7 protein-coding genes are annotated in these 13,727 nt (G+C 63.7%); 6 read left to right on the top strand and 1 reads right to left on the bottom strand.

Annotation, left to right across the window (positions count from 1 at the left end):
• Positions 1-71 precede the first annotated feature (71 nt).
• From rpoC to ACVW17_RS23950, 3 genes are all read left to right on the top strand, one after another.
• Positions 72-4,274 (top strand): DNA-directed RNA polymerase subunit beta', encoded by a 4,203-nt coding sequence (gene rpoC / locus ACVW17_RS23940; protein ID WP_456754191.1) that lies wholly within the window; start codon positions 72-74, stop codon positions 4,272-4,274.
• A 180-nt stretch (positions 4,275-4,454) separates the two neighbouring features.
• Complete coding sequence (locus tag ACVW17_RS23945) at positions 4,455-6,515, top strand: FAD-dependent oxidoreductase (protein WP_456754192.1); 2,061 nt, start codon at positions 4,455-4,457, stop codon at positions 6,513-6,515.
• A gap of 209 nt (positions 6,516-6,724) precedes the next feature.
• Complete coding sequence (locus ACVW17_RS23950) at positions 6,725-8,788, top strand: ABC transporter ATP-binding protein (protein WP_456754193.1); 2,064 nt, start codon at positions 6,725-6,727, stop codon at positions 8,786-8,788.
• Positions 8,789-8,827: 39 nt separating this feature from the next.
• Here ACVW17_RS23950 and ACVW17_RS23955 read toward each other — a convergent pair whose 3' ends face one another.
• A complete protein-coding gene (locus ACVW17_RS23955) occupies positions 8,828-10,036 on the bottom strand; it encodes an FAD-dependent oxidoreductase (protein ID WP_456754194.1) in 1,209 nt (402 codons plus the stop codon).
• Between the two features lie 697 nt (positions 10,037-10,733).
• Here ACVW17_RS23955 and rpsL point away from each other — a divergent pair.
• Genes rpsL through fusA form a run of 3 tightly spaced genes read left to right on the top strand, consistent with a single transcriptional unit; the run spans position 10,734 to position 13,694 of the window.
• On the top strand, positions 10,734-11,105 hold the full coding sequence (gene rpsL / locus ACVW17_RS23960) for a 30S ribosomal protein S12 (protein WP_028168167.1): 372 nt from the start codon (positions 10,734-10,736) through the stop codon (positions 11,103-11,105).
• Positions 11,106-11,120: 15 nt separating this feature from the next.
• A complete protein-coding gene (gene rpsG, locus ACVW17_RS23965) occupies positions 11,121-11,591 on the top strand; it encodes a 30S ribosomal protein S7 (RefSeq protein ID WP_050402248.1) in 471 nt (156 codons plus the stop codon).
• 30 nt (positions 11,592-11,621) lie between these two features.
• Positions 11,622-13,694: an elongation factor G gene (gene fusA / locus ACVW17_RS23970; RefSeq protein WP_456754195.1), complete on the top strand. Its 2,073-nt coding sequence runs from the start codon at positions 11,622-11,624 to the stop codon at positions 13,692-13,694.
• Positions 13,695-13,727: the final 33 nt, after the last annotated feature.

A 13,727-nucleotide genomic window follows, 5' to 3' on the forward strand; every position in this document is an offset into this window, starting at 1 on the left:
TGAGTGGGGTGCGCGCTGAATAAAACTTTCGAATTTGCTGCCGGTGACGATCGGCACGCGAGGAGAAGACCATGAATCAAGAGATTATGAATCTTTTCAATCCGACGACGCCGGCCCAGGTCTTCGACCAGATCCGGATTTCGATCGCGTCTCCGGAGAAGATTCTGTCCTGGTCCTACGGCGAGATCAAGAAGCCGGAGACCATCAACTACCGTACCTTCAAGCCGGAGCGCGACGGCCTGTTCTGCGCGCGCATCTTCGGGCCGATCAAGGACTACGAGTGCTTGTGCGGCAAGTATAAGCGGATGAAGTACAAGGGCATCATCTGCGAGAAGTGCTCGGTCGAGGTGACGCTGTCGCGCGTCCGGCGCGAGCGCATGGGCCATATCGAGCTGGCAGCTCCCGTTGCCCACATCTGGTTCCTGAAGTCGCTGCCGTCGCGCATCGGCCTTCTGCTCGACATGACGCTGAAGGATCTCGAGCGGATCCTGTACTTCGAATACTACGTCGTGCTCGAGCCGGGTCTGACTGCGCTGAAGGACCGTCAGCTGCTGTCGGAAGACGAGTATCTGAAGGCCCAGGACGAATACGGCCAGGACAGCTTCACCGCCATGATCGGCGCCGAGGCGATCCGCGAGCTGCTGAAGGGTCTCGAGCTCGAGAAGCTCGAGGCGACGCTGCGTGCCGACATGGCGGAGACCGACTCCGACATCAAGCACAAGAAGCTCGCCAAGCGTCTGAAGATCGTCGAGGCCTTCCGCGTCTCCGGCAACAAGCCGGAATGGATGATCATGACGGTGGTTCCGGTGATTCCGCCGGACCTGCGTCCGCTGGTGCCGCTCGACGGCGGCCGGTTCGCGACCTCGGACCTCAACGACCTGTATCGCCGCGTCATCAACCGCAACAACCGCCTGAAGCGGCTGATGGAGCTGCGCGCGCCCGACATCATCATCCGCAACGAAAAGCGCATGCTGCAGGAGGCCGTCGACGCGCTGTTCGACAACGGCCGCCGCGGCCGCGTCATCACCGGCGCCAACAAGAGGCCCTTGAAGTCGCTCGCCGACATGCTGAAGGGCAAGCAGGGCCGGTTCCGCCAGAACCTGCTCGGCAAGCGCGTCGACTATTCGGGCCGTTCGGTGATCGTGGTCGGTCCCGAGCTGCGCCTGCATCAGTGCGGCCTGCCGAAGAAGATGGCGCTCGAGCTGTTCAAGCCGTTCATCTACTCGCGGCTCGACGCCAAGGGCCTGTCCACCACGGTGAAGCAGGCCAAGAAGCTGGTCGAGAAGGAGCGTCCGGAGGTCTGGGATATCCTCGACGAGGTGATCCGCGAGCATCCGGTGCTGCTCAACCGCGCGCCGACGCTGCATCGCCTGGGCATCCAGGCGTTCGAGCCGGTGCTGATCGAAGGCAAGGCGATCCAGTTGCATCCGCTGGTCTGCGCCGCCTTCAACGCCGACTTCGACGGCGACCAGATGGCCGTGCACGTTCCGCTGTCGCTCGAAGCGCAGCTGGAAGCGCGCGTCCTGATGATGTCGACCAACAACATCCTGCATCCGGCGAACGGCCAGCCGATCATCGTGCCGTCGCAGGACATCGTGCTCGGCCTCTACTACGTCTCGATCATGCGCGAAGGCCTGCCCGGCGAAGGCAAGATCTTCGGCGACATGGCCGAGCTCGAGCACGCCCTGCATTCGAAGGTCATCCACCTCCACACCAAGATCAAGTACCGGTGGGAAGGCATGGACGAGGAAGGCAAGATGTCGAAGCGGTGGATCGAAACCACCGCCGGCCGCGTCATGCTCGGCAATCTGCTGCCGAAGAGCACCAAGATCTCGTACGACATCATCAACAAGCTGATGACCAAGCGCGAGATCTCCGGCGTGATCGACCAGGTCTACCGTCACTGCGGTCAGAAGGAGACTGTGATCTTCTGCGACCGCATCATGGCGCTCGGCTTCTACAACGCCTTCAAGGCGGGCATCTCGTTCGGCAAGGACGACATGGTCGTGCCGGCGTCGAAGTGGAAGATCGTGGACCAGACCCGTACGCTGGCGAAGGATTTCGAGCAGCAGTACAATGACGGCCTGATCACCCATGGCGAGAAGTACAACAAGGTCGTCGACGCCTGGTCGAAGGCCGGTGAAGAAGTCGCCAAGGCGATGATGAAGGAGATCTCGTCCACCAAGAAGACGGCGGCGGGCGCGGATGCCGACATCAACTCGATCTACATGATGGCGCACTCCGGTGCGCGTGGTTCGCCGGCCCAGATGCGCCAGCTCGCCGGCATGCGCGGCCTGATGGCCAAGCCGTCGGGCGAGATCATCGAGACGCCGATCATTTCCAACTTCAAGGAAGGTCTGTCGGTGCTCGAGTACTTCAACTCGACCCACGGCGCCCGCAAGGGCCTCGCGGACACCGCGTTGAAGACCGCGAACTCGGGCTACCTGACCCGCCGTCTGGTCGACGTCGCGCAGGACTGCATCATCACGCAGACCGATTGCGGCACCACGCTCGGCATCAAGATGCGCGCCATCGTCGACGCCGGCACCGTGGTCGCCTCGCTCGGCTCGCGCATCCTGGGCCGCGTGGCCTGCGATGACGTGCGCGATCCCGCCACCAACGAGGTCGTCGTCAAGCGCGACACGTTGATGGAGGAGAGCCACGTCGACGCGATCCAGCAGGCCGGCATCCAGGAAGTGAAGATCCGTTCGGCACTGACGTGCGAGCTGATCAACGGCATCTGCGCCAAGTGCTACGGCCGCGACCTGGCCCGCGGCACCCCGGTCAACCACGGTGAGGCCGTCGGCGTCATCGCGGCGCAGTCGATCGGTGAGCCCGGCACGCAGCTGACGATGCGCACGTTCCACATCGGCGGCGCCGCCCAGCTCAACGAGCAGTCGTTCGTCGAATCGAACTTCGACGGCAAGATCGTGATCAAGAACAAGGCCATCGCCCGCAACAGCGAAGGCAGCCTGGTCGCGATGGTCCGCAACATGGTCGTTGCGATCGTCGATGCCGACGGCACCGAGCGTGCAACCCACCGTATCCAGTACGGTTCGAAGATGCATGTCGACGAAGGCGACATGGTCAAGCGTGGCCAGCGCATCGCCGAGTGGGATCCCTATACCCGCCCGGTGCTGAGCGAAGTCGAGGGTACGATCGGTTTCGAGGATCTGGTGGAAGGCCAGTCGATCTCGGAAACGCTCGACGAATCGACCGGTATCGCCAAGCGCGTGGTCATCGACTGGCGCACGACGCGCGGCGGTTCGGACCTGCGCCCGGCCATCGTGGTCAAGGGCAAGGACGGCAAGGTGATGAAGCTCGCGCGTGGCGGCGATGCCCGCTACATGCTGTCGGTCGACGCCATTCTGTCGGTCGACATCGGCGGCAAGGTGATGCCCGGCGACATCCTGGCGCGTATCTCGACCGAGAGCGCCAAGACGCGTGACATCACCGGCGGTCTGCCGCGGGTGGCGGAACTGTTCGAGGCTCGCAAGCCGAAGGATGCGGCGATCATCGCGGAGACCGCGGGAACGATCCGCTTCGGCCGCGACTACAAGAACAAGCGCCGCATCTCGATCGAGCCGATGGACAAGACCGAGGAGCCGCGCGAGTACCTGATCCCGAAGGGCAAGCACATCCACCTTCAGGACGGCGACATCGTCGAAAAGGGCGATTTCATCGTCGAAGGCAATCCGGCGCCGCACGACATCCTGGCGATCAAGGGCATCGAGGAGCTCGCTGCCTATCTGGTCAACGAAATCCAGGAGGTCTACCGGTTGCAGGGCGTGCTCATCAACGACAAGCACATCGAGGTGATTGTCCGTCAGATGCTGCAGAAGGTCGAGGTCACCGACCAGGGCGACACCGACATGATCTCGGGCGAGCAGGTCGACAAGATCGAGTTCGACGCGCTCAACACCAAGGCCAAGGAGGAGGGCAAGAAGCCCGCCACGGGTACGCCGGTTCTGCTCGGCATCACTAAGGCGAGCTTGCAGACCCGCTCGTTCTTCTCGGCGGCGTCGTTCCAGGAGACCACGCGCGTGCTCACCGAGGCTGCCGTCAACGGCAAGATCGACCCGCTCGAAGGCCTCAAGGAGAACGTCATTGTCGGCCGCCTGATCCCGGCCGGCACCGGCGCCTCGATGGCGCGGATCCGCGAAGTCGCGGTCAAGCGCGACAAGCTGATCCTCGACGAGCGCGAGAAGCAGCAGGCGGCGATCGTGCCGACGGCTCCGGAAGCCGAGCCGCTGGCGCTGCCGCCCGCGGAATAGGCATCCGCAAGACTACGGATATGGCGAGAAGGCCGGCGCTTAGCCGGCCTTTTTGCTGCTTTCTTTCCCTGCTGCGGTGCAGGGACGCAGTTTGTTCATCTTTCCTTCAGGCAAAAAAGTGCCTTTGCTAGGGTGACTTAGACCGGCCGTTTGGCTCGCGCCGGAGACGACGGAATCGATATGCTCGACTTGGCTATTGTAGGCGGCGGCCCCGGGGGGCTGATGAGCGCCTGGTATTTGAAGCGCAAACTCGGCGACCTCTGCCGCATCACCATCTTCGAGGCGTCGAACCGCCTCGGCGGCAAGATCGTCACGCGCAAATTCGACAGCGCGCCTGCGATGTATGAGGCCGGCGTTGCCGAGATCTATGACTACTCGATGACGGGTCCGGACCCGCTGCGCGAGCTGATCCAGCATTTCGGGCTGCAGACGATCCCGATGGATGCCGAGCAGGTGCAGCTCGACGGCGAGCTGCTGGCCGACGTTCCCGGCATGCGCCGCAAATACGGGGCGAAGACCGCGGCCGCGATCGAGGCGTTCCGCAAGCGCTGCACCGAGCTGGTGTCGCCGATCGAATATTACGAAGGCGTCGGATCCCACGACAACGAGCATCCGTGGGCCTACAAGACCGCCGAGCAGGTCCTCGACGAGGAGGTCGAGGACGCGACCGCCAAGCGGTTCTTCAAGGTGATGGCGCGCTCCGATCTCGCGACCGAGAGCCACAACACCAACGGCCTCAACGCGCTGAAGAACTACGTGATGGACGTCGACGGTTATATCGGCCTGTATTCGATCCAGAACGGCAACGAGCAGCTGATCGATTGCCTGCGCTCCGAAGTCAATGCCGACATCCAGCTCAACCATCGCGTGCTCAAGGTCGGCAAGACCGAGCAGGGCCGCTACCAGCTCAACATGATGAACGGCAAGGGGCCGGAGACGCGCGACTTCGACCTCGTGCTGGTGTGCCTGCCGCACTCCTGGCTCGCGACCATGCGCTGGGACGGCGAAGAGCTGCGCAAGTCGATGGTCAAGCACGTCGCCTATTTCGACCGGCCGGCGCATTATCTGCGCGTCTCGATCCTGTTCGACGAGCCGTTCTGGGGCGAGAAGATCCCGGGCGCCTGGTTCATGTCGGAAGCGTTCGGCGGCTGCTGCGTCTACAACGAGGGCGCGCGCCACGACGTCGGCAGGCACGGCGTGCTGAACTGGCTGATCGCGGGCTCCGATGCGCTGGCCTTCGCAAATCTCTCCGACCAGGAGCTGATCGACGCCGCGTTGAAGTCGCTGCCGGCCTCGCTCGGCGATGCCCGCGAGCACTTCCTCGAGGGCAAGATCCATCGCTGGCTGTCCTCGGTCAACGCGCTGCCGGGCGGCCTGCCGGTGCGCGACGTCATGACCAACCATCGCCCCGAGCCGAAACAGCATCCCGGCATCGTGGTCGTCGGCGACTATCTGTTCGATTCGACGCTGAACGGGCTGCTGGATTCTTCCGATGCCGCGACCGACATCGTCGTCACCGAGATGATGCGGCTGCGCCGCGCCCGCGCGCAGGACGAGGGCGCGCGGTCCGACAAGATCGACCGCAGCTATTTCGAGAACTATCGCGGCGCCGGCCCCTACAGCGAAGTCTGGCGCGACTTCACCGACCCGGCCTATCTGACCGACCTGATCAAGACCGTGTGGGGCAGGGCGAAGGGCTACAAGCTGCTGATCGCCGGCTCGGCCAGCGGCGAGCTGATCGGCGCGCTGCGCGAGCGCGGCATCGATGCCTGGGGCATCGAGAACAACCGCTACATCCACGGCAAGACGCCGAAGGCGCTGAGGAAGTACAACAAGCTCGGTTCGATCGCCGACATGCCATTCAAGGACAACGAGTTCGACTTCGTGTTCGAGACCTCGCTGTGCCATCTCGGCGAGAAGCAGGTGGTGCGCGGCGTCCGCGAGCTCAACCGCGTGGTCAAGACCGGCGTCGTGTTCGCGTCAGTGACCTCGGACATGGCGCCGGCGGTGATCGATCGCTACGACCTGTTGCGCGGGGTGAAGAAGCTCGGCACCTGGTGGGAGTGGTCGGAACTGTTCTTCGGCAACGGCTTCGACCTGTCGATGCACCGCCGCGACTGCACCGACGCGTTGTGGACGCTGACGCTGGCCGCCAACAAGGGGCCGGGGCAGTGGTACGCCGACTCCGACAGCCTGCGCTATTCGTTCTTCGACAAGGTCGAGTCCGACCTCGACGACTAGCGGCAACGATCGACGGCTCTGACGCAAGCGATCGACCTTGCGTCAACCAACTGTAAGGCTGCGACAGCGCGTCCTCGCGATCGTGGGGCGGTGCGGCCGTTCCAAACGCTTTGCCGAATTCATCCTGATCGCATAGGATCGCGCCGCGGCGCTCGCCGCCTGCGGTTTCGATTTGCGGTCATGCCGGCCGTGGAGCATCGGTTGGTTTCATGGCGCCAAGACCTCCTGCATCAAGGCCTCCTGCATCGGACGATCCGAATCGACCGGCTGACGATCCCGAGCTGAAGAAGAAGCCCGTAGCCGTGGCCGGTCCGCCCGCGGCGGCGGCCTCCGCGAAGCCGGCCGCGGCTCCGGCTGACGACGACGAAGATGACGAGGACGAGGACGACGAGTTCGAGCTCGATGACGATGATGACGACGAGGATCTCGTCGTCTACACCGCCAAGGAAGCCGCCGGCGCGCTCTCCACGATCTTCGGCTTCATCAGGCCGATCCTGGCGAATTACCGGAAGCCGTTCGCTTTCGTCGCCTTCGGCGTGCTGGTCGAGACGTTGTTCAACGTCATCATGCCGCTCAGCCTGAAATTCCTGATCGACGATGCGCTCGGCGAGGAGGATTTCGGGGCCCTCTACAAGATCCTCGGCGTGCTTGCGGTGGCCGGCATCGTCACCTCGATCATCGCGGTCTGGTACGAGCGCTGGGATGCGCGGCTTGCCGCCGGCATCATCGCCGACGTCCGGACCCGGATCTTCGAGCACGTCCAGAACCTGCCGTCGGCCTATTTCGCGCGCACCAAGCGCGGCGAGATCCTGTCGCGCTTCTCGATCGACCTTTCTGCCTTCGAGGGCTCGGTCAAGACCTTCGCCAACAGCGCGGCGCTGCCGGGCCTCGAACTGATCGCCGGCATCATCCTGATGCTGTTCCTGAACTGGCAGCTCGCCGCGGTCGCGCTGCTGGTGTTTCCGATCACGCTGATCGGGCCGCGGATCCTGACGCCGAAGGCGGTGCAGGCCAATTACGAGCAGAAGCTGAACGAAGCCGCGCTGCTCGGCACCGTGCAGGAGAACGTCGCCGCGCAAGCGGTGGTGAAGGCGTTCAACCTGCAACGCCGGGCGCTCGGCTGGTTCACGCTGCGCAACCGCGACGTCCGCGCCAAGGCCGCCTCGGCGATGTTCCTGTCGACCATGGTGGAGCGCACCGTCACCATCGCGGTGCTGCTGCTGCACCTCGTGGTGCTGGCGATCGGCGCCTATCTCGCCACCAAGGGCCAGATCACGGTCGGCACCTTCGTGACCTTCGAGAGCGCATTCTGGGAGGTGTCGTATAACATCGCCCATCTCATGCACTTCATCCCGGTGTCGATCTCGTCGGCGGCGGCGGTGCGGCACATCCAGGAACTGCTCGACGAGCCGACCCGCGGCGCCGACCGTCCCGGGGCGCCGGACTTGCCGCGGATCACCAACGACATCTCGTTCGACCGCGTCACCTTCCAGTATGAGGGAGCGCAGACGCCGGTGCTCGACAATCTCAGCCTCAAGCTCAAGGCCGGCAAGAGCATTGCGATCGTCGGCCCCAGCGGCTCCGGCAAGAGCACGCTGATCAACCTGATCCTGCGGCTCTACGTGCCGGACGAAGGCCGCGTCGCCATCGACGGCGTCGACATCCGCCGGGTGACGCGCGAGTCGCTGCGGGCCAACATGGCGGTGGTGTTCCAGGAGAACATGCTGTTCAACATGTCGATCCGCGAGAACATCCGGCTCGGCAAGGAAGGCGCCACCGACGCGGAAGTCGAGGACGCCGCGAAGAAGGCCGAGATCCATCGCTACATCATGAGCCTGCCGCAACGCTACGACACGCCGGTCGGCGAGCGCGGCGATACGCTGTCGGGCGGGCAGCGGCAGCGCATCGCGATCGCGCGCGCGATCATCCGCAACCCGTCGGTGCTGCTGCTCGACGAGGCCACCTCGGCGCTCGACCAGACCACCGAAGCCGCGATCAACCGCACGCTGCTCAAGGTCGCCGAAGGCCGCACCATGATCTGGTCGACGCACCGCCTGACCTCGGTGGTCGAGATGGACGAGATCATCGTGATATCCGGCGGCCGGGCGATCGAGCGCGGCTCGCACCAGGAACTGCTGGCCCGCAACGGCGTCTACCGCAAGCTGTGGGACGACCAGGGCCTCTCGCATCATGACGCGGACGACGAGGATGACGCCGACGCGGATGATGACGATGATGATGAAGAAGACGAGGACGAAGACGAGGAGGCGTGACGCCCGCGGTGCGGATGCGCAGCGCCTGATGATCTCGTCTTACGCCCGGTCCGCGGCGTGCGGACGTTGCCGGAATTGATTGGCCGGTCGGGTCGCTGCCGGCGCCGGCGGGCCGTGCAGCCGGCGCAACCAGCCCCGGCCGAGATAGCCGAGGAAACGCGCCCAGCGCTGGGCCTGCCAGTACGGCGTGGTGCCGATCGACACCTGCCGGAAATCGAACGCCTTGGCATTCGACCAGGCGTCGCATTCGGTCTTGACCGAATCGTCGTAGAACGCGGTGATCTTCTCCTCGCCCATGCCGTCGGTGGCGAGCCAGGTCGGGATGTGGACGTTGCAGAGCTGGGCCACGTCGGTGAACACCTTGTCGGTCCCGGTGCCGGTGACCGGGCAGGTGCTGGCGAAGGCGTCGCCGACCAGCACGACGCCGGCCTGCCGATAGCCGGTGCTGACATAGACGTCGGCGGGCCTGATCTTGATGTCGCCGGCAATGCCGAATTCGCCGGTCAATCGGCGCAGCCGCGGCAGCGCGGCGTTCAGCGTCTCGACCGGATTGCGCCGCATCGCCCGCAGCCAGGGATCGTCGGCCGGGCGGTAGGTGAAGAGGTTGGCGCGCATCCGGTTTCCGACCGGAAACAGCGTGATGTACGGGATGAGGTCGCTTGGCCGCTCCGAAAAATAGGTCATGGCCGCGAACGGGAAGGCGGGGCGGCCGACGGGGACGAAATCGAACCCGAGCGAGATCGAGTGGCAGTGGCTGGTGACCAGCCGTTCGATGCCGAGCATCCGGCGCAGCCCGACATTCAGGCCGTTGGCGAGCACGATGAGGCGCGCCGAGATCTCCTCGCCACCAGCGAGCACGATCTTCTGCCGCTCGGAGCTGGTCGCGACCTCGACCACCTTGTCGCAGACGAATTCCGCCGACCCCGCGATTTCGGCCCGGATCGCCGCGATCAGGTCGTCGTACATGATGCCGTATTGCCGGCTCGGCTGCCGATCGAGCAGGTGGCCGAATCGCGCGATCCAGTTCTCGCCGTCCAGCGTCGCCGAACGGAGCACGGATTCGGCCAGCCCGGTCCTGGCGAACCGCGCAAGCTGGAGGTCGCCGCCGATCTTTTCGACGCGGAAATCGAATGGATAGACCTGGTGAGGGTCGATCAGGAGGCTCGGTATCCCGGCACGGCCGAGCATGGCGGCTGCGGTCGAGCCCGCAAGACCTCCGCCGATGATCGCGATGTCGGTGTACCGCATGAGAGCTTTCCGTGGCCGTGACCGCGATTTTTGCGCTGCGAATGGCAAATAAAGGCTTAGTTTCGAAGTTTGCCTTCGGGACTAAGTTGGGGAGAGTTGTTTCTATTCTTATTTTACCCGGATGAAATATGATTCCGCTGATAGGCCGGAGATTCGGATTGGAGCGAGGGGAGGCGTGGCGGCTGCCACATTTCGCCTTGCCCCGAGCGTCGGAGAAATGCGAAATCCGCAAGTGCCAGAGGCATTTCTTTGCTTGTCGTTTTGCTTGACTTCACTATCTCTCGATTATACAAGGCGCCCACTTAACGACAGGCGGTGAGCTCGCCAGCGTCGGAACGGAACACCCCGAAGGCCCTTTTTCAGGAGCCGGACGGGCACCAACCTCGACGAATGCCGCTCAAACGCTGTCGATGATAGCTAGGCAATGCCAGGACGATATTGGTTCTCTTGAGCTCGTCCTCTTGAGATTGATTTCGGATGCATGACCTCGGTGGCGGACTGAACAGCGAACGCTGATCGGTTCGGGATCGCGGTCCTCTGTGGCGTCGAAGCGCTTTCCGCTCAGCGATGAGTGGTTGGCGCGATTTCGCTTTGCGCGGGTATTTGATTCGCGTCGAGCGGGCCGTACGGGACGGCTTTTCCCGAGAAGAATTGGCGCAGCCATTCAAGGCTTCGCGAACTAAAGGGTGAAGGCTACATGCCGACGATCAACCAGCTGATCGCAAAACCGCGTGAAGTGCAGAAGTCGCGTAAGAAGGTGCCGGCGCTGCAGCAGTCGCCGCAGAAGCGCGGCGTGTGCACGCGCGTCTACACCACGACCCCGAAGAAGCCGAACTCGGCGCTTCGCAAGGTCGCCAAGGTGCGCCTGACCAACGGCTTCGAGGTGATCGGCTACATCCCGGGTGAAGGCCATAACCTGCAGGAGCACTCGGTGGTCATGATCCGCGGCGGTCGCGTCAAGGACTTGCCCGGCGTGCGCTACCACATCCTCCGCGGCGTGCTGGATACCCAGGGCGTCAAGAACCGTAAGCAGCGCCGTTCGAAGTACGGCGCAAAGCGTCCGAAGTAAGCGGGAAACGATCAGATGTCGCGTCGCCACTCTGCTGAGAAGCGTGAAGTTCTTCCGGATCCGAAGTTCGGGAACGTCATCATTACGAAGTTCATGAACTCGGTGATGTACGCCGGGAAGAAGTCGGTCGCCGAAAACATCGTCTACGGTGCGCTCGGCATGATCGAAGCCAAGACCAAGCAGCCGCCGCTCGGCGTGTTCGAGCAGGCGCTCGAGAACGTCATGCCGACCATCGAGGTCCGTTCCCGCCGCGTCGGCGGCGCGACCTACCAGGTTCCGGTCGAAGTGCGTTCGGTGCGCCGTCAGGCGCTCGGCATCCGCTGGCTGATCTCGGCCGCCCGCGAGCGCAACGAGAAGACCATGACGGAGCGTCTCTCGGCGGAGCTGCTCGACGCCTCGAACAATCGCGGCAACGCCGTCAAGAAGCGCGAAGACGTGCACCGGATGGCGGAAGCCAACCGCGCGTTCTCGCACTATCGCTGGTAAGGCGAATAACGGAATTTAAGGAACAGTCTCATGCCCCGCCAACATGCCATCGAGGACTACCGCAACTTCGGTATCATGGCGCATATCGACGCCGGCAAGACCACGACCACCGAACGCATCCTGTATTACACCGGCAAGAGCCACAAGATCGGCGAAGTGCACGAAGGTGCCGCGACGATGGACTGGATGGAGCAGGAGCAGGAGCGTGGCATCACGATCACCTCGGCTGCGACCACCGCGTTCTGGAACGGCAAGCGCCTGAACATCATCGACACCCCCGGCCACGTCGACTTCACCATTGAAGTCGAGCGTTCGCTGCGCGTGCTCGACGGCGCCGTTTGCGTTCTCGACTCCAACCAGGGCGTCGAGCCGCAGACCGAGACCGTCTGGCGCCAGGGCGACAAGTACAAGGTTCCGCGCATCGTCTTCGCCAACAAGATGGACAAGACCGGCGCCGACTTTTTCAAATGCCTGTCCGACATCGTCGACCGCCTCGGCGCCAAGCCGATCGCGATCCAGCTTCCGATCGGCGCCGAGAGCAACTTCAAGGGTCTCGTCGACCTCGTGAAGATGAAGGGCGTCATCTGGAACGATGAATCGCTCGGCGCCAAGTTCGACTATGTCGACATTCCGGAAGATCTGGTCGAGCAGGCCAAGGAATACCGCGAGAAGATGGTGGAAGCCGCCGTCGAGCTCGACGACGACGCCATGGCCGCCTATCTCGACGGCAAGGAGCCGGACGAGGCGACCCTGAAGCGCCTGATCCGCAAGGCCGTGCTGACCGGCGCGTTCTACCCGGTGCTGTGCGGCTCCGCGTTCAAGAACAAGGGCGTGCAGCCGCTGCTCGACGCCGTCGTCGACTATCTGCCGTCGCCGATCGACGTGCCCGCGATCAAGGGCACCGATGAGGACGGTAACGAAGTCGTACGCAAGGCGGACGACAAGGAGCCGCTGGCGCTGCTCGCGTTCAAGATCATGGACGACCCGTTCGTCGGCACCATCACGTTCTGCCGCATCTATTCCGGCGTTCTGCAGTCGGGCACCGGCGTGGTGAACTCGACCCGCGAGAAGAAGGAACGTATCGGCCGCATGCTGCTGATGCATGCGAACAACCGCGAAGACATCAAGGAAGCCTATGCCGGCGACATCGTCGCGCTGGCGGGCCTGAAGGAAGCGCGCACCGGCGACACGCTGTGCGATCCCGACAAGCCGGTCATCCTCGAGAAAATGGAATTCCCGGAGCCGGTGATCGAGATCGCGATCGAGCCGAAGTCGAAGGCCGACCAGGAAAAGCTCGGCGTGGCGCTGGCCAAGCTCGCGGCGGAGGATCCGTCGTTCCGCGTGTCGACCGACACCGAGTCCGGCCAGACCATCCTCAAGGGCATGGGCGAACTGCATCTCGACATCAAGGTCGACATCCTCAAGCGTACCTACAAGGTCGACGCCAACATCGGCGCGCCGCAGGTGGCGTTCCGTGAGCGCGTCACCAAGAAGGCCGAAGTCAAGTACACGCACAAGAAGCAGACCGGCGGTACCGGTCAGTTCGCCGAAGTGTCGATCGTCGTCGAGCCGAACGAGCCCGGCAAGGGCTATGAGTTCGAATCGAAGATCGTCGGCGGTGCGGTGCCGAAGGAATACATCCCCGGCGTCGAAAAGGGCCTCAACAGCGTGATGGGCTCCGGCGTGGTCGCCGGCTTCCCGGTGGTGGACGTCAAGGTGCAGCTGGTCGACGGCAAGTACCACGACGTCGACTCCTCGGCGCTGGCGTTCGAAATCGCGTCGCGGGCTGCGTTCCGCGAGGCGCTGACGAAGGGCAAGTCCGTTCTGCTCGAGCCGATCATGAAGGTCGAGGTCGTGACCCCGGAAGACTACACCGGTTCGGTCATCGGCGACCTGAATTCCCGGCGCGGCCAGATCCAGGGCCAAGACATGCGCGGCAACGCCAACGTCATCAATGCGATGGTGCCGCTCATGAACATGTTCGGTTACGTGAACAACCTGCGCTCGATGAGCCAGGGGCGCGCGACCTTCACCATGCAGTTCGATCACTACGCCGAAGCTCCGGCGAACGTGTCGGCTGAAGTCCAGAAGAAGTTTGCCTGATTGTCGTTGATGGCAGTCAACGATTGAACGGAG

This window comes from Bradyrhizobium sp. USDA 4473 (assembly GCF_054063335.1).